General features: G+C 42.9%; 16 protein-coding genes and 5 pseudogenes. 10 read left to right on the top strand and 11 right to left on the bottom strand.

The features are described 5' to 3' along the window. Positions 1-57: 57 nt before the first annotated feature. The 4 genes from N4T56_RS00710 (at position 58) to fusA (ending at position 3891) form a co-directional block, all read left to right on the top strand. Positions 58-489 carry a transporter substrate-binding domain-containing protein gene (locus N4T56_RS00710; RefSeq protein WP_390903985.1) on the top strand — a complete coding sequence of 144 codons (432 nt, stop codon included), beginning with the start codon at positions 58-60 and terminating at the stop codon, positions 487-489. Positions 490-663: 174 nt separating this feature from the next. After that, positions 664-849, top strand: coding sequence for a hypothetical protein (locus tag N4T56_RS00720; RefSeq protein WP_261731878.1), 186 nt, complete (start codon positions 664-666; stop codon positions 847-849). A 38-nt stretch (positions 850-887) separates the two neighbouring features. Further along, positions 888-1454, top strand: a complete 567-nt coding sequence (locus N4T56_RS00725) for a GGDEF domain-containing protein (RefSeq protein WP_261731879.1) — start codon at positions 888-890, stop codon at positions 1452-1454. A 343-nt stretch (positions 1455-1797) separates the two neighbouring features. Beyond that, positions 1798-3891, top strand: coding sequence for an elongation factor G (gene fusA / locus N4T56_RS00730; RefSeq protein ID WP_261731880.1), 2094 nt, complete (start codon positions 1798-1800; stop codon positions 3889-3891). Positions 3892-3951: 60 nt separating this feature from the next. On the opposite strand, the gene N4T56_RS00735 is transcribed toward fusA, so the two are convergent. Then, positions 3952-4854 (bottom strand): LysR family transcriptional regulator, encoded by a 903-nt coding sequence (locus tag N4T56_RS00735; RefSeq protein ID WP_261731881.1) that lies wholly within the window; start codon positions 4852-4854, stop codon positions 3952-3954. Positions 4855-4948: 94 nt separating this feature from the next. Between N4T56_RS00735 and N4T56_RS00740 the strand changes: the two genes are divergently transcribed. Beyond that, on the top strand, positions 4949-5101 hold the full coding sequence (locus N4T56_RS00740; protein ID WP_261731882.1) for a hypothetical protein: 153 nt from the start codon (positions 4949-4951) through the stop codon (positions 5099-5101). A 90-nt stretch (positions 5102-5191) separates the two neighbouring features. On the opposite strand, the gene N4T56_RS00745 is transcribed toward N4T56_RS00740, so the two are convergent. The 9 genes and pseudogenes from N4T56_RS00745 to serA form a co-directional block, all read right to left on the bottom strand. Beyond that, positions 5192-5617 carry a nitrate reductase cytochrome c-type subunit gene (locus N4T56_RS00745; protein WP_261731883.1) on the bottom strand — a complete coding sequence of 142 codons (426 nt, stop codon included), beginning with the start codon at positions 5615-5617 and terminating at the stop codon, positions 5192-5194. Then, positions 5614-6529: pseudogene (gene napH, locus N4T56_RS00750) on the bottom strand (quinol dehydrogenase ferredoxin subunit NapH). Before napH ends, N4T56_RS00745 begins: the two are co-directional and overlap by 4 nt. Further along, positions 6526-7260 (bottom strand): ferredoxin-type protein NapG, encoded by a 735-nt coding sequence (napG, locus tag N4T56_RS00755; protein ID WP_261731884.1) that lies wholly within the window; start codon positions 7258-7260, stop codon positions 6526-6528. Before napG ends, napH begins: the two are co-directional and overlap by 4 nt. A gap of 34 nt (positions 7261-7294) precedes the next feature. Further along, positions 7295-9780: pseudogene (napA, locus tag N4T56_RS00760) on the bottom strand (nitrate reductase catalytic subunit NapA). Between the two features lie 333 nt (positions 9781-10113). Then, positions 10114-11253, bottom strand: a pseudogene (locus N4T56_RS00765) (lipocalin-like domain-containing protein). Then, a complete protein-coding gene (locus N4T56_RS00775) occupies positions 11250-13802 on the bottom strand; it encodes an ABC transporter permease (protein ID WP_261731887.1) in 2553 nt (850 codons plus the stop codon). The pseudogene N4T56_RS00765 and the gene N4T56_RS00775 overlap by 4 nt, the downstream one beginning before the upstream one ends. Before the next feature lie 4 nt (positions 13803-13806). Then, positions 13807-14511, bottom strand: coding sequence for an ABC transporter ATP-binding protein (locus N4T56_RS00780; protein ID WP_188918718.1), 705 nt, complete (start codon positions 14509-14511; stop codon positions 13807-13809). Positions 14512-14673: 162 nt separating this feature from the next. Next, positions 14674-15635: pseudogene (ygfZ, locus tag N4T56_RS00785) on the bottom strand (tRNA-modifying protein YgfZ). Between the two features lie 160 nt (positions 15636-15795). Beyond that, complete coding sequence (serA, locus tag N4T56_RS00790) at positions 15796-17025, bottom strand: phosphoglycerate dehydrogenase (RefSeq protein ID WP_261731888.1); 1230 nt, start codon at positions 17023-17025, stop codon at positions 15796-15798. Between the two features lie 202 nt (positions 17026-17227). Here serA and N4T56_RS00795 point away from each other — a divergent pair, with 202 nt between their 5' ends. From N4T56_RS00795 to katB, 5 genes and pseudogenes are all read left to right on the top strand, one after another. Further along, positions 17228-17842: a DUF2238 domain-containing protein gene (locus N4T56_RS00795; protein ID WP_261731889.1), complete on the top strand. Its 615-nt coding sequence runs from the start codon at positions 17228-17230 to the stop codon at positions 17840-17842. 409 nt (positions 17843-18251) lie between these two features. After that, positions 18252-18920 (top strand): helix-turn-helix transcriptional regulator, encoded by a 669-nt coding sequence (locus tag N4T56_RS00800; RefSeq protein ID WP_261731890.1) that lies wholly within the window; start codon positions 18252-18254, stop codon positions 18918-18920. A 398-nt stretch (positions 18921-19318) separates the two neighbouring features. Next, positions 19319-19756 (top strand): PaaI family thioesterase, encoded by a 438-nt coding sequence (locus N4T56_RS00805; RefSeq protein WP_261731891.1) that lies wholly within the window; start codon positions 19319-19321, stop codon positions 19754-19756. A gap of 204 nt (positions 19757-19960) precedes the next feature. Beyond that, positions 19961-20203: a hypothetical protein gene (locus N4T56_RS00810; protein ID WP_261731892.1), complete on the top strand. Its 243-nt coding sequence runs from the start codon at positions 19961-19963 to the stop codon at positions 20201-20203. A 275-nt stretch (positions 20204-20478) separates the two neighbouring features. Then, positions 20479-21939, top strand: a pseudogene (gene katB / locus N4T56_RS00815) (catalase KatB). A 277-nt stretch (positions 21940-22216) separates the two neighbouring features. Here the strand turns inward: katB and N4T56_RS00820 are convergent. Then, positions 22217-23194 (bottom strand): CYTH domain-containing protein, encoded by a 978-nt coding sequence (locus N4T56_RS00820; protein WP_261731893.1) that lies wholly within the window; start codon positions 23192-23194, stop codon positions 22217-22219. Positions 23195-23235: the final 41 nt, after the last annotated feature.

Here is a 23235-nt window from a genome sequence, read left to right on the forward strand (position 1 = left end):
GTAGTGTTTAATCATAAAGGTAGGGTGTTACTTTGTGCGTTGTTAACAAGCGCAATTGTGTTAGTTTCTCTCAACTTGATATCACCTACTTTTGCGTTTGCAGAAGCGGATAATTCGGCTCCTTCTAAAGATGACTATGTGGTTCGTTATTGTGTTGACCCTGATTGGTTACCCTACGAGGCAATTATTGATGGGCGTCATACCGGAATATCATCAGATTACCTTAAATTATTGACAGGTTATACCGAACTCAGTTTTGTGTTAGTGCCTACATCATCATGGCGACAGAGCTTGGAGTTGCTTCAACAGGGAAAGTGCGAGCTAACACCCATGTTGAATCAAACGCTTAAACGAGACGAATATCTGCTATTTAGTGACATTTTTTTAAATCCCCCAATGTACTTGTCTCACTCAAAAGCCAACCATTTTTACAAGGCTTTGAACATATTGGTCAGCGAACGCTTGCTATCCCTAAAGACTATCGTTTAGTTGAATACATTCAACAGTATTATCCTAATATCGATACGGTGTTAACAGATAGTGAACGTGAAGGTTTAGAGAAAGTAGCTCAAGGAGAAGTAGACGTATTTGTTGGTTCAATGTTTTCAGTGAACGCGTATATACAACAACAAGGTCTGACTTCATTAAAAATTGCCGGTTGGGGTGAATCCTGAAGACGAGCTGCGTTTAGGGGTCATTCATTCCAAGCAAGCTTTACTGGCAAAGCTTAATGCGGGGTTGGCAAAAGTAACACATGCAGATCATATTTCGATTTATAAAAAATGGCATAACATTACAGTGATAGAAGATATTGACTACAGTTTGGTCTTTCAGGTGCTAGGGCCTTAGGACTGTTTATTCTATTTTTATTGTATCGAACGATTAGTATGACTAAGTACAATCTTCACCTCACCGCAAACAATAAAGAACTACAAAAATTGCAGCATGAGTTAGAAATAAAAAACAGTGACTTAGACTTTTTAGCTCAGCATGACCCATTAACTAAATTGTATAACCGTCATTATTTCAACCAAACTTTTTTGAATGATGAGCGCGCATATGACAATGATCGTGTGAGTCTTGTGATCATCGATATCGATTTTTTCAAAACGATTAATGACATACATGGTCATGTCATGGGTGACAAAATATTGGTACAGGTTGCTCAAGTGTTGCAAGCATCGGTTCGCGATGCTGATGTTGTGGCTCGCTGGGGCGGAGAAGAATTTGTTATTGTTTGTCAGCATGTTGATATTCAAGGTGCCAAAGAATTGTGCCAACGAATTGCCCAAGAACTTCAAGATTTTTCATTTGATAACAATATTAAAGTCACCTGCAGTTTTGGGATTGCCATGCTCGGTGAACATGAGTCGATTCAACATTGCTTTGAACGTGCAGATATGGCGTTATTGCAAGCTAAAAGAACAGGTCGAAATCGATATTGTTGTGCTTAATTTTGCGTAAGCCTCTATTAAACCCATCTAAAACCATCGTCTATTTTAAGTGGTATTAACAATAATTGTGCCGTTTTTCTCTTAGAAGACCATTTTTATGAATTTTAAGCGTAAAAACTCAATAGATTAAAAAATAATCTATTATTTTTAATCTATTGTTTTATCGAAAATAACTGCATTTTTTTTGTGTTTTTTATGCTAAAAACAAATAAATATTGCAACAGCCATTTGCGCCCAGCAAGGTTCCAATTTACAATATGCGCCTTAATAACCTGATGTGCGGTGTGTCGGTTCTTTTTCGCATGCTCCGTCTACTTCTTAAACTAATCATTAAAGTTGAATCATGACCGAATTATCCAAATACAGAAACATTGGTATCTTCGCTCACGTTGACGCGGGTAAAACCACGACCACCGAGCGTATCCTTAAGCTAACCGGTAAGATCCATAAGATCGGTGAAGTACATGATGGTGAATCAACCACTGACTTCATGGAACAGGAAGCTGAGCGCGGTATTACCATTCAGTCAGCAGCAGTAAGCTGTTTCTGGAAAGACCACCGTTTCAACGTTATCGACACCCCTGGCCACGTTGACTTCACCGTTGAAGTTTACCGTTCGCTTAAAGTGCTTGACGGTGGTATCGGTGTATTTTGTGGTTCAGGCGGCGTAGAGCCACAGTCTGAAACTAACTGGCGTTATGCTAACGATTCTGAAGTTTCGCGTATCATCTTCGTAAACAAGTTAGACCGTATGGGTGCTGACTTCTTACGTGTTGTTAAGCAAACTAAAGACGTTTTAGCGGCTAACCCACTGGTTATGGTTCTACCAATTGGTATCGAAGACCAATTTACAGGTGTTGTTGACCTATTAACTCGCAAAGCGTGGGTATGGGACGAAACTGGACAAGCTGAAAACTACTCAATCGAAGATGTTCCTGCGGACATGGTTGACTTAGTAGAAGAATACCGTGAAATGTTAATCGAAACTGCTGTTGAGCAAGACGATGACCTAATGGAAGCTTACATGGATGGTACTGAACCATCAATGGAAGACATCAAGCGTTGTATCCGTGCGGGTACTCGTACAATGGCATTCTTCCCAACATACTGTGGTAGCGCATTCAAAAACAAAGGTATGCAGTTATTACTAGACGCAGTTGTTGATTACCTACCCGATCCAGTTGAAGTTGATCCACAACCACTAACTGACGAAGAAGGTAACGAAACTGGTGAGTTCGCAATCGTTGACGCAGATGCTCCATTAAAAGCATTAGCATTCAAGATTATGGATGACCGTTTTGGTGCATTAACATTCGTACGTATCTACTCAGGCCGTATCAAGAAGGGTGACACCATCCTTAACTCTGCTACAGGTAAAACTGAGCGTGTTGGCCGTATGGTTGAGATGCAAGCAGACGAACGTAACGAACTTGAATCAGCACAAGCTGGTGACATTATCGCTATCGTTGGTATGAAGAACGTACAAACTGGTCACACTTTATGTGACGTGAAACACCCATGTACTCTTGAAGCCATGGTGTTCCCAGAGCCTGTTATCTCTATTGCTGTTGCGCCAAAAGATAAAGGCGGCAGTGAGAAAATGGGTATCGCTATCGGTAAAATGATTGCAGAAGATCCATCTTTCCGTGTTGAAACTGACGAAGATTCAGGTGAAACCATCCTTAAAGGTATGGGTGAGCTTCACTTAGACATTAAAGTAGACATCCTTAAGCGTACTTACGGTGTTGAACTTATCGTTGGTGAACCACAAGTTGCTTACCGTGAAACTATCACTGCACAAGTTGAAGATAGCTACACGCATAAGAAACAGTCTGGTGGTTCTGGTCAGTTTGGTAAGATTGACTATGTTATCCGTCCTGGTGAACCAAACACTGGTTTCGTGTTTAAGTCATCTGTTGTTGGTGGTAACGTACCTAAAGAATTCTGGCCTGCGGTTCAGAAAGGTTTCGCTAGCATGATGAACACCGGTACTATCGCTGGCTTCCCAGTGTTAGACGTTGAATTTGAACTAACCGACGGTGCTTTCCACGCAGTTGACTCGTCAGCTATCGCGTTCGAAATCGCTGCTAAAGGCGCGTTCCGTCAGTCTATCGCTAAAGCTAAGCCACAACTTCTTGAGCCTATCATGAAAGTTGACGTGTTCAGCCCAGATGACAACGTTGGTGACGTAATTGGTGACCTTAACCGTCGTCGCGGTATGATCAAAGACCAAAACGCTGGTGTTACTGGTGTTCGTATTAAAGCTGACGTACCGTTATCAGAAATGTTCGGTTATATCGGTTCACTACGTACTATGACTTCAGGTCGTGGCCAATTCTCTATGGAATTTGCTCACTACTCAGCTTGTCCTAACAGCGTATCTGAAAAAGTAGTTGCTCAAGTTAAAGAGCGTAAGGCTGCTGAAGCTAAGAAGTAATTCTTAACTTTCTGCTGATAAAAACCGTTGCCTAGGCAGCGGTTTTTTTATGCCTGCGATTTACAAAGGATTTTGAGGGTTAGCCGCATTCGGCGTACTGAGCGATAGTAACGCTTGTGCTGGTGGCGTAAGCGGAAGATTTTGACGCCATATTAACGCAAGATCCCAAGTCATTGCAGGTTGCATTGGTTTAAACACTAACTTGCTGGCCGTTAAGCGCTGACAAATCGGTTCGGGTAATATGGCAATGCCCATATTGGCTTCAACCATGGCGGCGATAAAATCCCATTGACCACTCCTAAAAGCGATATTGAGTTGCACACCTGCTTTACGGCTGAGGCGATTAATTAATTTGGCTAATGAGAAGTCCTCGTTGTATAAAATAAACGGGTATGACTCAAAGTCGTGCCAAGTAATGTTAGCTTTGTGTGTCAGTGGATGGCCTTCTGGTAAGCAAGCAAGTAATGGGTACTTTGTTAATGGTTGATTAGCTAACTCATGTTTATGAGTTGTTGGTAGCGCGGTAAACGCGATATCAAGGCTATTGTTAATCAACGCTTGCTCGCAGCCAAACCCCCCGTATTCGTACATCTGTAGTGCGATGCCTGGGTATTTTTGTCGATACTGAGTCAGTAAGCCTATAATAAGACTGCTCATCATTGGGCATACGCCGAGTCTTAGTTCTCCGGACTTTAATCCTCGTAGGTTGCTCATGTCTTCTTGCAGACGATGCCAATGACCTAATATCTCTTGCGCACTTTGGGCAAAGATACGACCGGCTTGAGTCAGCTCAACACTTTGATTGTTGCGGATCAGCAATTGTTCGCCAACATTGTCTTCAATTCGCTGAATAATTTTGCTCAATGTGGGCTGAGTCATAAAACACTTTTGTGCGGCTCTGGTGAAGTTTTCTGTCTCAACAACGGTCAGAAAACAACGTAAGCTCTTGATTGGTATATTCATGCGATTTTGGAATCTAGTGAGAGTTAATTATTCATTTTACTGATAAACCGCAATCCATTACTTTGAACTTGTTAACAGAAACGGAGTAATCATCATGAAAACAACATCAAGTTTATGGGTTGGCGCATTGTGGCAAGCAGCGATGCCAATGGCACAAGAAGAGCAATCATCAAGTACCACCGCAAAAGTTGCCGAACCGAGTACATCAGTCACTCAACAAGCGCAACAAACAATAAACCCAGCATAAGCTGGGTTTTTTATTGGATATTGTTTTATAAATCGTAAAGAAAAAAACCGCTTGCAAGCAAGCGGTAAAGTCTTAATCGGGGGGAGCAGACTAGTTAAAGGTGTTTTCTACCAGTTGCTGTTTGTTTTCAGCTTGTGGTACATGGCATTGGTCGCAAAAGTAGTACATACCTTTTACAGTGCCCTTGTCGTCCATCACGTGTGATGTATCGACTGGTGTTGCTTTCATGCGCTTGGCCTTGTCCCAACTGTGGCAGCTTAAACAACCATTTTTATCAGTACTGATTGAGTAGGTCGCTTTATGCGGAATAATCGGTGGTTGATGTACAAAAGTACGTTCGACCGCGGTGCCACGTTTTGGGTAAACCGGCATTTCGTCAGCAGGGCGTACATCTGTTACTTGAGAGTCACCTGCAAGAGACGATAATTTTACAGGTTCTGGATTGGCATGTGCTTGCTGACCTGAGTAAGCGCTAATCGCTAGCATTACGGCTGCTAAAGTGATTAATTTTTTCATAACTTGCTCTCCACCTTAAGAGGAATTCTGTTCGAGTATTTTGAATTAAATCGGTTTTTATATTGGAATACGCGCGGTGCACAAACATCAATACAACGGCCACAAAGCGTACAGTCACTGTTTAATATAAATGGTTGAGTACTGCCTTTTTTAAGCACAGGTTTTAACACCTGACGTTCAGGGCAAACAGTAAAACAATCCATACAGTTGTCGCATGCATCAGCCCTTACGGCAGCTACTTTTACTGGGCTAACTTTACCTATCAGCGAAAATAACGCACCTGTCGGGCATAAATGGCTACACCATGCTCGTTCAACCACAAAGGTGTCGAGCAAAAAAATCACTGCCAATATCCATAATCCACTCCCTGCACCAAATAATAGTGCACGATAGACGATGGGTACTGGGTTCAACCATTCCCAAACCGTAAAACCTGTCAGGATAGGTAATATCAACACAAGTGCTAGCATGTAGTAGCGCAGATTTTGCGGTATTTCACTAGTACGAGGCAGAGATAATCTACGCCTAGTCCAGCTGGCTAAATCTGTGATGATATTAACTGGACATACCCAACTGCAAAATACTCTGCCACCCAGTAGGGCATAAATCCCTACTACGATAACGGCGCCGAGTAATAAGCTTAGCTCTGGCCAGTGGCCACTCATCAGCACTTGCAATGTGGCTAATGGGTCACTTAATGGAATAGTGTCCAGTAATAAACTGCTTGAGAGATTACCTTTAAAAAGCCATAAACCTAAAAAAGTAGCCAATGGCAAATAAACTCAGCACGCTAAGTTGCGACAATCTGCGCAAAATAAGGAAGCGGTGTGCTCGCCACCACCCTAATTCTGTGACAGCCGCATGGCCAAAACGTGTGGTTGATTTAGAGGCTGAACGATGTTGATTGATCATAAAGACAGCCCCTTATTTAACATCTCAAGTGTGGTTTCTTCGGTGTGTTGGTAAGTATCATGAGCAGCAGCTTTACCCAGTGCTATGTGGCTTGGTAATACTTTTATCACTGCTTGTTCTGTCACGCAGGCATGTTCACACTTGCCACATCCCGTACATACATCTGGGTTGATAGTGGGTAAAAACATTGCATGGTGACCGCTTTTTTCATTACGTTGCAGTTCTAATGTGATGGCTTTGTCAATTAATGGGCAAACCCGATAACAGACATCACAGCGTAAACCTCGATAATTAAGGCAATTTTTCTCATCAATGAGAACCGCAATCCCCATTTTTGCGTCGTCGATGTTGTCTAACTTGTGTTCAAGCGAACCGCTAGGGCAAGCTTTAACACAAGGGATGTCATCGCACATTTCACATGGAATGCTACGCGCAGTAAAATAAGGTGTGCCAGTTGCCGCGCCGTCAAACCAGCGAGCCAGTTTAAGGGTGTCGTAGGGGCAAGCCTCTACGCACAAACCGCAGCGAACACACGCCGAGAGAAAATCGTCTTCTGCCAATGCACCTGGCGGGCGAATAGCAAATGGGTCAAGTTGACTAGATTGAGTGGCAACCGTTGTTAGCCCCAATCCGGCCATACCCATCACACAACTGGCTTTAGCCGTTGTGGCAAGAAACTGTCTGCGGTTTACACCGCTTACACTTGCTAATTTGCTATTTGTTTTGCTCATAACATGACTTTCCGTTTATGCACTTAATTATTGACTAAGCCTTCATCACTTTTACAGGACACTTCTTGAAGTCTGTCTCTTTTGACAGCGGGTCAGTTGCATCGAGTATCAGTTTGTTGACTAATTGGCGCGCATCAAAGAACGGCATAAATACTACGCCTTGAGGTGGCTTGTTACGGCCTTTGGTTTCAACACGTGTTTTCACTTCACCGCGTGGAGAGGCAACAACAACTTCGTCACCACGTTTTAAACCACGTGATTTAGCATCTTCAGGGTGCATAAAGATTTGTGCATCAGAATAAGCGCGTTGAAGCTCAGGTACGCGGGCTGTCATTGAACCAGTGTGCCAATGTTCTAGTACACTACTCGTTGACATCCATAGGTCGAATTCTTTGTTTGGCTCTTCTGCGGCTGGCTCGTAAGGCAGGGCAAAAATAACCGCTCGACCATCTGGCTTGCCATAGAAGTTAAAGCCTTCGCCAGCCTTAACATAAGGATCGCTACCTTCAACAAAGCGGCGTAAAGTTTCTTTACCGTTAATGACAGGCCAGCGTTTACCACGGTTTTCATGGTAGTTGTCAAAGGCGTCTAAATCATGAGCGTGGCCGCGACCAAATTTAGCATATTCTTCGAATAGACCTTTTTGTAGGTAGAAACCGAAGTGCTCACTTTCGTCGTTGTATGCGCCTTTACATTGCTCAGCCGGATATTTGTTGACTTCACCGTTAGCAAACAATACGTCGTATAAGGTTTTATCAGCAACATCTGGTTGCTTGGCGATTAACTCTGCTGGCCATACTTCTGATACTTTAAAACGTTTTGAAAACTCAACCAGTTGCCATAAATCAGATTTAGCGCCTTCTGGTGGTTTAACTTGTTGATGCCACATATGAGTACGACGTTCAGCATTACCGTATGCACCCTCTTTTTCAACCCACATTGCGGTTGGTAAAATTAGGTCAGCAGCCATAGCACTGACTGTTGGGTATGGATCTGACACAACAATAAAGTTTTCTGGGTTACGGAAACCAGGGTAAATCTCATCGTTAATATTTGGAGCCGGCTTGCATGTTGTTGGTACACATGGTCCAGTAACAATTTAATTTGCCATCTTTTAACATACGGCTTTGCAGCACGGCATGATAACCAGGCTTCGGTGGAATTGTGCCTGCAGGCAATTGCCAAAGTTTTTCGGTTATTTCACGATGCTTAGGGTTTTTTACGACCATGTCTGCTGGTAAGCGGTGAGCAAATGTACCGACTTCACGTGCAGTACCACAAGCTGATGGCTGACCTGTTAACGAGAATGGACTATTGCCTGGGGTAGCAATTTTACCGGTTAATAAGTGGATGTTGTAAAGCATGTTATTTGCCCACACACCACGAGTATGCTGGTTAATACCCATTGTCCATAAGCTCATCACTTTCTGCTTAGGGTCGGCATAAACTTTGGCTAGCGTAATAAGGTTTTCAACCGGAACACCACTCATTTCTGAGGCGTATTCAACAGTATAAGTGCTCACAAACTTGGCATACTCTTCAAAACTAATTGGTTTAGAGCCACCGTTACCAGAGTTTTTGGCTTTCTTCTCTAATGGGTGTTCCGGACGTAAACCATAACCAATATCTGTTACACCAAGGGCAAAGTTAGTATGTTTGCTAACAAAGTCTTTGTTTACCGCATTGTTTTGAATAATGTAGTTAGCAATGAAGTTTAAAATCACAAGGTCAGTTTGTGGTTTAAAAATCATAGGGTTATCAGCAAGGTCGAAGCTGCGGTTTTCATAGGTTGATAACACATGTACTTTAGCGTCTTTATGGCTTAAACGACGGTCAGTTAAGCGAGCCCATAAAATTGGGTGCATTTCTGCCATGTTAGCGCCCCAAAGCACAAAGTTGTCACCGGCTTCAATATCGTCGTAACAACCCATTGGTTCATCAATACCAAAGGTACGCATAAACCCGCCTACCGCAGATGCCATACAGTGACGTGCATTAGGGTCGATGTTATTGGTTAAAAAGCCCGCTTTATGTAATTTTGATGCTGCGTAACCTTCCCAAACGGTCCATTGACCTGAACCGAACATACCTACTGACGTTGTGGCCTTTTTTGGCAATACTGGCTTTCCATTTATCAGCCATAGTGTCGAATGCGACATCCCAGCTGACAGGGGTAAAATCACCTTCTTTGTCGTATTTGCCATCTTTCATTCTAAGCAATGGCGTTGTTAGACGGTCTTTGCCGTACATGATTTTTGACAAGAAGTAGCCTTTAATACAATTTAGGCCTTTATTAACTGGGCTTTCTGGGTCGCCTTTGGTTGCGACAACTTTGCCATTTTTGGTACCAACTAATACGCTACAGCCGACACCACAAAAACGACATGGGGCTTTGTCCCATGTGATGTCCGTTTTGCCTTCTGCGGCGTGAACCATATTAATTGGAATAGCGATACCCACAGCCGATGCTGCTGCGGCAGCGGCGTTGGCTTTTAAAAACTCGCGACGGCTTATGCTCATGGTGTTCCTCACTCTTAGAATGTTGTTCTTGGTGCGTGATAGTCATTGGAGGTGACGTGATGAAATAAGTCTAGACCTTACTATTTTTATGGGTATACCTCTGAATGGGTATAGTGGTTAATAGTTGTTCAAGGTCACATTTTTTCGCGTGATGTAAATCTCACTTTAACAATTAGGGCAATCTTGTTTTAGACATAGCTTGTAAAGCTTAGTGCGTATGGGGTGTGGGTTTTATCGACGATTGAAGAATTGCAGCAGGTTTAGGTTAAGGTTAATGGCAGCCCGATTTACGTTAATCGTAAAGATAAATCTCTTTATAGGTAGCTCTTATGGTTAACGATACCCCGTTAACTCCATATAACCTTGGCCTTGATGGCTACCTTGAATATTAATGGGTCCTTCCCAGTACGAGGTGGACACTAGCATGTCACTATTGGGGTTAACGGCTTGGGTGGTCAGGTCAATGGCTTCGCTGTTTATACTAATACGCCAAGCAATGGGATGCTTACCAAGCGCGGTTTGTTGCCACTGTGTAGGCTGCATATCTATATCGCCTGGATTATCACGACTATTGATATTACGGCCGCTACCGTCGGCATACATACGTCTAGCACTGTAGAAATGATCTTGCTCTGTGTCGCCCCGCAACCTAAAGGCCATTAAGGTTGAGTCGTCATTTAACCTAAGAGAAAACCAGTCCCATCCTTGTTGCGCTTTAGTGAGAAATTGCGAACTCCACTCCCTATCTAACCAGGCTTTACCGCTGACTTTTTCGGTGACGCCATGGCGAGTTATCTCTCCTGTAACATCAATAAAGGGTTGGCTGTAATAATATGAGGCGACAGCTTGGTCAGCACTCTTACTGCTATAGCCTTTATCGCCTTGTAATTGAATAGGCTGTTGGCTACTGAGTTGCAGTTGATAATGAAACGCTGGGTTGTTGACCGTTAATGTCGCCGGAAACAGGCCATCAGATTGACTTTGCCATTGCCAGTTTTGCAGGTGGACGGTAAAGGGAGCTGGGCTGACACTGGCGAGTTTTGGATGTGCCCGTGACCATTTTTCAGCCGTAAGGTGCTCATCTTTTGACGTGACAGCTGCATGAGCTATGTAAAGTTGATTGCTACTCCAGTCGTTTTCAGTTGTTGCCTGTTGTTCGGTTGGCGGCGTCATACCTATCCTAAATTAGATTCACTGTACGCCGACATCTTCGCCTTTGCTGGTGGTTAAATTTGCGGTTAAATACCACCATTCAATTTTGTAGTCATTGTGGGCTAAATGATCGCGTGGAAATTGCAAGGTTTTACCTTGAACAACCTCACTGTAGCCAGCTGATGATTGTGCTGACATATTACTGATAGTTGTTGATTGTTCATGAGTCTCTGGCGCAGGAGAGCAGGCAGATAACAAAGCACCAAAGGCCATTGTGACTAAGCTGATACTGAACACTTTTTTGCCTGTAGCAGAGATCATAATGCTTCCTGTTGTAAACTGGATATTAAGGGTTTTCGGGTTTGCCAATATAAAGGTAAGCTCACCGCCAGTAAGCAACTGATGATCGCGATAACAACAACCTGACCATAAGCAGCCCAATCCCAAATCATCGCAATACTCCAACCAAAGGCTTGTAAGGTCACTTTATGGATCAACAAATAACCTAGCAATGCGCCCATTGGTAATGCCACGAGGCAGGTTAACAATACAATAAATAACATTTGCACAACGACCATTAAACGTAATTGATTGCGACTCACGCCGAGAGCATATAAGCGCGCCAAAGGCGCTTGCCTCGCCTGGGTGAGCATCACGCAGGCGCTGAATAAACCTATAGCGGCAACTAATAAAGTTAAGCTGTTGAGCACGACAGTAATTGAGAAAGTTTTATTAAATATGGTAATGGCTTCGGTTTTAATCCGTTGTTGACTGTACATGTACGCCGATGACAAGTTGAGCTGCTGACTAATGCTATTTTGTAATGTGCTTAGCTCACCTTGATAAGTGACAGCCAAACTGAAAGGTTTTGTCGGCAAAGGAGATTGTCGCCATAATGACTGGCTAATAAGGACTTCGCCTTTAGGATTGCCATAATCATAATAAATTGCACCAACGGTTAATGTATGTTGTTGCAGTTGTGATAATTGTACTTTATCGCCAATGTTGAGCTGATATTTTATCGACAATGGCTCACTGATCATAATGCTGTGACCTGCAGTAAATGCTGGCCAAAAATTATCCGCGGTTATCTTAAATACCGTTGTGTCAGTTAACGATAAATGGTCGCGACTGACAAGGTTAATAGGCACTTGAGTTTGCGGTGTTTCAGTCCGGCTGAGGCTGCTATCTACGGTCCATTGCTCATAAATAGCCTCCACTTTAGGATCGTTAGCCAACAGTATAATCAACGCCTCCATTTGATTCGGGTTTGGCCTAATATATAAATCAGCATGCAAACGTGCATCGAGCCATTTTTTTAAGGTGATTTCAAAACTACCAACCAAAGTGTTCATTGCAATATTGGCGCACAATGCCAGTAAAATGGCCATCATGGCGAGCGCAAGCGGGGCAATAATCTCTTTGGTTTCAGCAACCACGTATTGCCACAATCCTTTGGGCATGGCTGCACTGAGTCGATTTACCACCCAATGTAGGCATTGTGGCAATAATAATGGGATGGCGACGACTAACGCGCCTAATAACACTAAGCTATGGCGATATTGTTCGGTAAAGGCGAAAGCGACGCTGCACAGTAATAACAATATCACCGCGATAATAAACTGGCGTCGATGAATGATATTAAATTGTTTATTTTGCGGCTGTTTTTGTGCCCCTTGTGCAAGTGGGGTATTGACCAAGCTAAGCAACATTGGGATGCAGGCGGCAAAGGCGGCAGACAATGTCAGGGCAAGTGCTTGCGCAAACCATTGCCATTGCCAGTTACCCGGTAACAGTTTAGCGCCATACAACTGCTCTAGTGTAAGGGCAACCATGGGCTGTAACCATTGCGACAACTGTAAGCCAACAATAAAACCTAACACACAACCTATAAACACTAAGCAGATGATCTCAAGGCTTAAGGCAAGCATCACTGTGCGACGATCAACCCCTTGTTGCATAATTTGCACTAACAGTTTTTGGCGTTTCATTAAGCTATAACGCACACCGTTGTAGGCAATAAATAAGCCTACAACAAACGCCAACATGCTCATGGCATCCAGGTTTAAATGAAAACTGGCCGTTAACGCGCTAAGAGACTCACCCTCACTACTTTTGGTGGTAAAGCGTAATTGGCTGGTGTCTACGCCTGCTTGAGTTAAGGTGTATGTGAGGCGAGTGATAAGCTCGCTGTCGGTTTCAGCTTTACTGGCGTTGAATACCGCAATGTAGCTCAACTTGCCTTGCATGTTAAGCAGTGGCTGCGCTAACGAAATATCGGCGAGTAGGGCAGAGCCTAATCCCCATTGCTCATCAATGGTCACTATGTCTAGCGGGATATTATTTAAGGTGATAGTTTGCGATTGATTGGTCACCTTATTAATACGCTCCTGCTGACTTGCAGACATCAATACTTTGGGTTGGCCAGCGAGCAATTCGGCCAGTGGGATATTGACCGAAGCCACTGATGAGCTTGCTTGCTCATCCTGGGTTAACCCTGTGCTTATCGCGGCAATAATATCGCTGCTATTGACTCGCCATAAGCGCCCTTGATCATCAGTCGCCACGCCTTCAATACTCGCTATTGCGTCAAAACCAGCATTGGCTAGCGTAAAATAAATGGCTTCGTTGATAGTGTCTTGTGTGAGGTGACTAATGGATACCCTGGCTTGCTTGCTAAGCAGCTCCGACACATTGCCATAGCTTTGTTTGGCGTTGGCATTCGTGGCATACACACCAATCAGTAAAGTCACGGCCAGCATAATTCCGAGTAAAATGGCACTGGCTTGTAAAGGTGCATGGCGATAATGGCTGGCAAACAAGCGCAAACACAGTAGTAAGCGGCGAGCGGCGAATGCGTCTGTTTTCATTGGCTTACCCTTGCAGCTGGCTATCGGCAGGGTTGACGACAATTTGTTGGTTTTCAACGTGCCAGCGATGTTGCATAAACTGTGCACACTCTTCGCTGTGAGTCACCATCAAAATACAACAATTGGCTTGTTTAGCTAAGTCGGTGAGCAATTGCATCACTTGCAGCCCGGCGTGCTGGTCAAGGTTACCTGTGGGTTCGTCGGCCAAAATTAATTGCGGCTTGTGTGCTAAGGCGCGTGCAATGGCAACTCGCTGTTGCTGTCCGCCAGAAAGATTTTCAACACTGCGATCAAGTAGTGGTGTCAGTCCGAGTTGGTGGCATAATTCGTCACACCAGGGGCTCCAGCTCAATTGATTGAGAGCCAATGAAAATTGAATATTGTCGCGGACATTAAGGGGCGTCAGTAAGTTAAACTGCTGAAATATCACTCCAAGTGATTGGCGGCGATATTGGCTCCAGTGTTTGTCTTGCCACTGAGTCACCGAATGCAGCGTGTCACCTTGGCGGATTAACATGTCGCCACTGTCGATAGTTTCAAAGCCGCCAATAATGTTCAGTAAGGTGCTTTTGCCGCTGCCACTAGGACCCGTTAACGCAATGGTTTGCCCTTGGTGCAGTGTGAGGCTGACTTGCTGCAGTACACAATGGAATGACTCACCATCTCGAAATCCTTTGTTGATGCTGTCTAAGGTGACAATGCTGGTCATAGTCGCTCCATAACGAATGTGGTTACCGCTCCATTAATGCAGTCATATAAAACCGCTTAATGTCATCATAATAACAACAATATACGTCATATAAAGCGCAAATGTTCAAAAATAAAAAAGCGAACCTAAGGCTCGCTTTAATAGATTAACATGCTGATTTAATTAAGCATCGACTAATGAATATGGCAGCTCAATAATGCTTAATTGTGAGCATTCATCGTCTGCAATCCGCAGCTTTGCAGTGTTTTCGGTATCGTTAGCTAATACAGCGGTCAGCAAAACATTTTCACCTTGTTGTACGCACTCAATAATATTACCGCCACGACGGAAACCATCTTCTAAGGCGATTTCTAATTGGGTTTCGGTGTTAATGGCTGTGTTGGTAGTGCCAGACAAAATATACAGTGCACGTTTGTTACCTCCACGGTATTTCATTCTGGCAATGGTTTCCTGACCATATAACAGCCTTTATTGAAGCTGATCCCATCAATGGCTTGTAGGTTACACATTTGTGCAACGTATTGGCCTGAGTGGCTTGCGTCAATATTAGGGTAGCCCGCTTTGATTTCTAATGCTTGCCATGCCTTAGCGTCAACCAGTGTTTGTTGTGAGGCACTGATTAATGCCGCGGCTTTATCATGAGCAATGATGACAATAAAACGCTCACCATCGCGCAATACCGCACCACCATCAACCAAGGTTAACGCTGCTGATACATCACCAAATTGTTGGGTGATAAATGCTTGCGCCTCATTGCCCGCTACGCCAATAATTTGATATTGGCTACTGACATCGCTGAGCTCTGCTTTGCTAAATACCGCGTATTTTTTTAGTTGCGGTAAATCAAGCTCAAGGGTTGATGTTGGCATAAGCATAAACAAGCTGTCTGCAATGGCAAATGTACGGAAGCTGGCTAGCATTTTTCCTTTAGGATCGCAGTGAGCGCCCCATTTCCATTGGTCTGCCGTTAATGAGATAATATCGGTGGTGACTTGGCCATGGATAAAGCTGCGACCTTGTTCACCGGTTACTTCGATTAACCCCATATGAGATAAGCTCGATAACATTAATGCTGGAGATGTGCTGATGAAGTCCCAATCTGGTTGGTTTGCTGAAATGGTCATAACGATCCTTAACGAAAGAATAAGACGATATGGTTTGAAGTGTAACGGATTAACACAATACTCAATAGAGGGTTGAGGTTTAAAGGCAATAAAAAAGCTACCTTGCGCACAAGATAGCTTTTTGAACAACTTAATTAACCCCAGTTAATTTGTTGTTAGTTTAAAACAATACTCGAGCACGAATGGTGCCTTCAATTGACTTAAGTTCAACTAACGCTTCTTCTGCTTGATCTGAGTCGACTTCCATTACCACGTAACCGATTTCAGCAGTGGTTTGTAAGTACTGAGCGGCAATGTTAATGCCTTTTTCAGAAAACGCTTGGTTGATTTTAATCAACACACCAGGACGATTTTGGTGAATGTGTAATAAGCGTGAGGTGCCACGGTGCTGTGCAAGAGACACTTCAGGGAAGTTAACCGCAGACAAGGTTGAACCGTTATCTGAGTATTTAACTAACTTACCAGCTACTTCAATACCAATGTTTTCCTGAGCTTCTGCAGTACTACCACCAATGTGTGGCGTAAGCAGCACATTGTCTAAACCCCGTAATGGCGTGATAAATTCATCGTCATTTGATTTAGGTTCAACCGGGAATACGTCAATAGCTGCACCGGCTAAATGTTCTGAGTTTAATGCACTTGCGAGGTCTTCAATATCAACGACGGTTCCGCGTGAAGCATTAATAAAGAAACTGCCCTGGCGCATTTTGGCAAATTCAGCTTTAGCAAACATATCTTTAGTTTGTGGCGTTTCAGGTACGTGAAGACTTACAACATCTGCTTGAGCGAGTAAATCGTCCATTGAATGAATTTGCGAAGCATTACCCAGTGGTAACTTGTCTTCGATATCAAAGAAAATCACTCTCATGCCTAAGGTTTCAGCCAAAATACCTAGCTGAGTGCCAATATGGCCATAACCAATCACACCTAAGGTTTTACCACGAACTTCAACACTGCCACTGGCGCTTTTTAACCAGCCGCCACGGTGCGAAATAGCATTACGTTGTGGAATGCCGCGCATCAACATAATGATTTCGCCAATCACTAATTCTGCAACACTACGCGTGTTAGAAAACGGTGCGTTGAAAACTGGGATACCCAACTTTTCAGCGGTTGATAAATCAACTTGATTAGTGCCGATACAAAAACAACCAATCGCGACGAGTTTTTCAGCGTGGTGTAATACTTCTGCAGTCAGCTGAGTACGGGAACGTAACCCAACAAAGTGAGCATCTTTAATCGAAGCAAGTAGTGCCTCTTCGCCTAACGAGGCTTTGTGATATTCAATATTGGTGTAACCTGCACGTTCTAGTACATCAACCGCAGTTTGGTGTACGCCCTCCAACAGCAGGATTTTAATTTTATCCTTGTCAAGCGAGTGTTTCGCCATGATATGGGTACCCTCTTATCATTCAATGGTGCTTATGCTTAATGCATACACGATTAGTGTTAATGCATATACTGATAGTTATGATATAAATGCGGACTTCCGACGCAATGCCAAAGTAGCACTTTTTTTAGAGCTTGTGGAGGGCTAGATGGCTAAAGTAATATTTTAAATTAAGAACAATATCGTAGATGAGGAATTTAGGATGAAAATGCGCGTAATATGGATGGCTATTTACCTGATGGTATTGCTATGGTCTGTCAGTAATCCTAAAGACATCTTTACCTGGTGGCTCGAGGCTATCCCGGCGTTAATCGCGTTACCCATTTTATTTTTTAGTCGTAAAAGCTTCCCGCTGACATCATTGGCTTATGGACTTATTTTGGTTCACTGCTGCGTGTTATTCGTCGGTGCCCGTTTTACCTATGCTGAAGTGCCTTTATTTGATTGGTTAGCCCAAGTGATGGGCAGCGAACGTAATAATTACGACAAAGTAGGTCACTTTGCTCAGGGGTTTATTCCAGTCATTTTGGCGCGAGAAGTTTTTATTCGTAAGCAGGTGATGCAAATAGGAGCTTGGTGCCAATTTTTAGCGGTGTGTTTTGTGTTGGCATTTTCTGCTTTTTATGAACTTATTGAATGGTGGGTTGCTGCGGCGACAGGTGAGAATGCCGAAGCATTTTTAGGAACTCAAGGTTACGTATGGGACACACAGTCTGATATGTTTTTAGCGTTAATTGGCGGCATAGTTGCATTGTTATTGCTGACACCGCTTCACAATAAACAGATTACACAAATAATGGTTAATTCTAAACATTAGGGGTTGAGTTTCAAGGTTGTTGCTGCTCAGTTGATGCGCTGAGTGAATGTCTATAAAAGAGCGCTGCTTGTCAGTCTTATGACTTATTCATACTTTTGGTTGACATAATAACCCTATGCACTAGCAAAAATTTACTATTATTGCTTTATGAGAACGGTGTTTGTTAATTGAACCGCACCTGATTACATCAACTTATTGAGCGAATTAGCGGCCTAGCGTTAATTCGACTGATTAAGGCACTGCTTAGTGTTATTACTCTAAAGTATTAAATACAAAGCAAAATAAACAACAAGCAGGCGGCGCGTCTAAGACTTAAGGCTAGTCAAGGTATGAGCTTTACGTATAGAATGTTGCTCAGGATGTGCTCAAGTGTTAAAGAGCAAAAATAAGCTTTTCAGGGAGAAGAGTGATGAGTTCTAATATCGATGAATTGGTGTTTTTACATCAAATCGCCGCACCATGCCATTTAGCTATTTTAGCTGAATCAATCGGCTTAAAAACCCGAATTGTTAAGCATGCTGCTGAGCTTGAACTTGATAAAAATTCGAATAACTTTTATCTCATTTCACAAAAGGGTGCAGCGCTTGATGCAAAAGGCATCCCTTTGCTGGCGTCACGCTTAGTTAACCATGTTCCAGTGGCACTTTACCAAGTTGAACGTGGCTCGCTCGATCAGGAGTCTGCCTTACTGCTTGGCGTGCGCGGCTTATTGTATAGTGACCAGCGTATGGACTTAATGTTAACGGGTTTACGTAAAATGGTCTCAGATGAGCTGTGGTATGACAGACCACTGATTAGCAAAATATTTAGGCGTTTAGTACAACAACTTGACACCAATGTTGATGTAACGGAAGAAACTGAAGCCATTATGCAACGGCTAACAAACCGCGAACGTACCATTATTCAGTTAGTATCGAGTGGGGCACGTAACAAAGAAATCGCTCAGCGTTTATGCATTAGTGAGCATACGGTTAAGGCGCATATCTCTTCTATTTTTAGAAAAACTGAATCGCGTAACCGTGTTGAACTATTACGTTGGTACCAGACTTACCAAAGCCACTGCGAATTAGTCAGTTAAAACAGATGGCAATATTGATTACTCAAGGAGCTTCGGCTCCTTTTTTGTTTATCTTTAAAAATGTTAATTATAACAGTACACTAGGGTCTGTTGATCTTTCAAGGTTATTTTTGCAGCGAATTGTTGGCCATTTCTACAAGGCAGAGACTTTGAGTTGTAGTTATTCTACATAAAAAGTCGATAACGCAGTAAAAATGGCCAACAAACGCTGCCCGAAGGGTTCGGCTAAAAACGTTTTACTCTTTGTTGAATGATTCTTTGCAAATAAAGAGTTGCTTAGATTGCTAGGCATCAATCCATTCGCCTCGATTAACACGTTTTTAACTCGAACAAAATTTAACCAGCAAAGATCAACAGACCCTAGGTAGGATTGTTAATAACAAAAATGGAAAGCGGTCATGAGTATTTGGTTTAAAGATTTCACCTTAGAAGATTGTGCACGTTTAGATGCAGGGATGCAGGGAAAAGGCACATTAATGCAAACTCTAGGCATTAAAATTACCGAGATTGGCGATGATTATATGGTCGCAACTATGCCTGCTAACCCCTCGGTACATAATCCATTGGGGATTGTACATGGTGGCGCGAATGTCGCGTTAGCAGAAACGGTTGCCAGTTATGCGGCTAATTTTGTCGTTGATTTTACTCGCTACTATTGTGTTGGCCAAGAAATTAACGCCAACCATTTAAAAGCCTCTCGTAATGGTGAGCTAACGGCAGTCGCTAAGCCAGTACACCTTGGTAAACGCAGCTCTGTATGGGAAATATTAATCCGCAATAGTGCAGGCGAATTATGCTGTATTTCACGTATGACAGCAGCAGTAGTTGAACGCTAAGCTACATTTATTGGTCTGGGGATCATAAATGCAGCGCGGTGTATTTTTGGGGAATACACGATAAAGCAAAATGCTCACCTTATATCTTTATACCGCTTATAAGGTTTTTTGCTTAATTTGTTGTCACGTATTTATCGCTTGGCTGTCATAGACAGATAACAGCAGGCCGGTATTGTGACAAATCTATTATTTTAAGGAGAATCCATGGACAGTATTAATATCTGGGAGTGGGTTGGATATTTGGCTTCTGTTGTTGTCGCAATTTCGTTGATGATGTCAGACATTAAAAAACTACGCTGGTGGAACTTGATTGGTGCGGGCTTATTTGTGGCCTATGGTTTAGCCATTGACGCTATCCCGGTGGCACTGGTGAATTTTTTCATTGTACTGATCGATCTTTATTATCTAGTTAAGTTATACAGAGCCCCCGCACTTGAGAATAAATAGTCTATTTATCTGTTACTCTATAAAAGCCAATGTGTAGATGTTGGCTTTTATTTCCGACAATTTACCCACCTATTATCTCATCTATTTTTTCAATGCAAATCATATATCTTAATCTACTTAAGCGTTAACCCTTATCTGTTTTAATCGTTTTAATTAATTGTAATGTGCATTTATTATTACTCCATCGATTGATGAGTTGAGTAAGGAAAATCATCATGGCAACAGTTTACGACATCATTGAGCAGTGGGTTACAGACCGCACGTAGGAGAAATATATGAATCAAAATAACTATTTAACAAGTCAAAACGGTGCACCAATTGCAGATGATCAAAATTCATTATCAGCCGGTGAGCGTGAGCCGTTCTTTTACAAGATTGGCACTTAATTGAAAAACTTGCTCACTTTAACCGCGAACGTATTCCTGAGCGTGTCGTGCATGCAAAAGGGACCGGTGTTTATGGCACATTTACCTTAACCAAAGACTTAAGCGAATATACTATTGCTGACCATTTTAATGGTGTGGGTAAACAAACAGAAACATTTGTGCGTTTCTCGACAGTGGGCGGCGAAATGGGGTCTGCTGATGCTGAACGTGACCCACGCGGATTTGGATTACGTTTTTATACTGCACGTGGTAATCACGATATTGTAGGTAATAATACGCCAACGTTTTTTATTCGTGATGGTATTAAGTTTCCAGATTTTATCCACACTCAAAAACGTCATCCACAAACTAATTTAAAAGATCCACAAGCCATGTGGGACTTTTGGGCGCTAAATCCAGAAGCCATGCATCAAGTGACTATTTTGATGTCTGACCGTGGCATTCCGGCCAACTATCGCCAAATGCACGGCTATGGTTCACACACTTTCTCGTTTTGGAATGCAAAAGGTGAGCGTTTTTGGGTTAAGTTTCACTTTAAGTCGCAGCAAGGTGTAGCGAACTTAACAGGCGAGCAAGCGGATATCTTAAAAGGGATTGATCCTGATTCGTCACAGCGTGACATGATGGTGGCGATTAAGGATGCAAACTTCCCGCGTTGGACAGTTAACGTACAAATTATGCCTGAGGCTGATGCAAATACCTATGCCATCAACCCGTTTGATTTAACTAAAGTGTGGCCGCACAGTGATTATCCACTTATTGAAGTGGGTGTACTTGAGCTAAACCGTTTACCGCAAAACTATTTTGCTGAAGTAGAGCAAGTGGCATTAGCGCCAAGTAACTTAGTGCCAGGAGTGGGTGCATCACCAGACAAAATGTTGCAAGCAAGGTTGTTTTCCTATGCAGATGCACAGCGGTATCGTATTGGTACCAACTACAATCAGCTACCGGTTAACTGTCCACATGCCGCCAAAGCTAATCACCATCAACGTGCGGGTGCTATGGCAGGAACGGCATGTCCATACCAAGGTAGCCAAACCGGTGGTGACGCGAGTGTCAATTACGGCTACTAATACTCAGGCACCATTAACTGAAAATGTTGATTTTACAGAGCCACCATTACGTTTAGAAGGTGAGGCTGCTCGTTATAGCCGTTATAACCAAGACGACTTTACTCAAGCGGGTAACTTATACCGTATATTCAGTGAAGAAGAGAAAGTGCGTTTAGTTGACACTATCGCCAGTACCTTAAGCCAGGCAACGCTAGCGGTACAACAAACGATGGTCGATCACTTTACTAAAGCCGATGCAGATTACGGACAACGGGTAAAACAAGCGTTAGCTAAATAACTTCAGTAAATGCTTTATAAACAGTCATTTGTCATGCTGGCTGCGTTGAATCGACTGACAATAGATTAGCTATTTACGTGTCAATTCGCCTTGTTAGCACAACAAATGACAAGCTTGAAAGTGAGGAGGGGTAACATGCTGATTTTAAATAGCATAAGTTATACCTTACCCCGAATTCAGCTTGAAAATAGACATTGATACAACCCAATAAAAACAGGAAGGCTTGCCTTCCTGTTTTTTTGTCTCTCAAAACTAACCTGTAAAGAACAGCCAGGCTTTAATTCAGTAGCATAGCTACTAGCACTAATTGTAATTGCCCATATTGTGGTTGACGCCATAACGTTGCTAATGAGGAGTTTGATGTCGCCGTCGCCGCAGTCTTTACCGCGATTAAAACCGGATTAACAAGTGCATTAAGTTGGCTGTTTTTGGGATTAAGTTGTGTTAACAAGTTTTCAATTAATTCTATACACTCAATGAGTTGCGCCCATAGTGGTGTTTGTTGCACAAGCGAAGCCACGCTCAAGCGCTGCTCAACCAGTTGCCAACGTTCTAAAGCATTGGCAAGCGTTTGGGTTAATGCCTTCTGGCTTTGGATATCATCTACCGCTGGCAAGCTGTCCAGAGGTGATGTTGCAACTTTAGGAGATTTTCCGGCCAATTGATAACCTCGCTGTGCTTTACTGGCTTTACCGAGACGCACCGGAACAGCTCTAGCCACTGAAATAGCTAAAGGAAGTAAAGCGGCTGCTTGGCCTGAGAGTAATTCAAACTCAAGTTCGCAAATCGGTTCGGTGAGATCAGCTGCAATAATCTCACCGATATCCAAGGCGATTTCTACAACAGCTCCTTGATGTTCAATGTGCCAAGTTTGTCGTTGAAAATTGGTTTCAAAAATACATTCAAGAGATTCTGTGATCACATTAATGTTTTGCCCATCAGGCCAAATTTTAGACGGAAAAAGTGACAGGTCCGGCATTTTTTGATTAATGCTAATATTATATTCTGGTCGAGTATGGATACCCCCAACAACACTACCAGCTGTTTTTATGGTCTGTTCGAGCTGCTCATCAAAGCCTCTTACACGCAAACCCATATCCCAACGGCGCAGTTGTAAATCAGCGGTATCAAAATATCCGTTGGTTAATTTCTTTTGTCCTTGAGGGCACGAGTGAGGGAGCTCATTCAATGTTTTTTTCAATAAATCATAATCTTGCTGTTGAATGGAGAGCTTCAACTCTATTTCTGCGTCCATTTACTTTTTGTCCTGACTGTAATTAAATGTTCATTAATGCG

This window comes from Shewanella phaeophyticola, from assembly GCF_025398315.1.
GTDB lineage: Bacteria > Pseudomonadota > Gammaproteobacteria > Enterobacterales > Shewanellaceae > Shewanella > Shewanella phaeophyticola.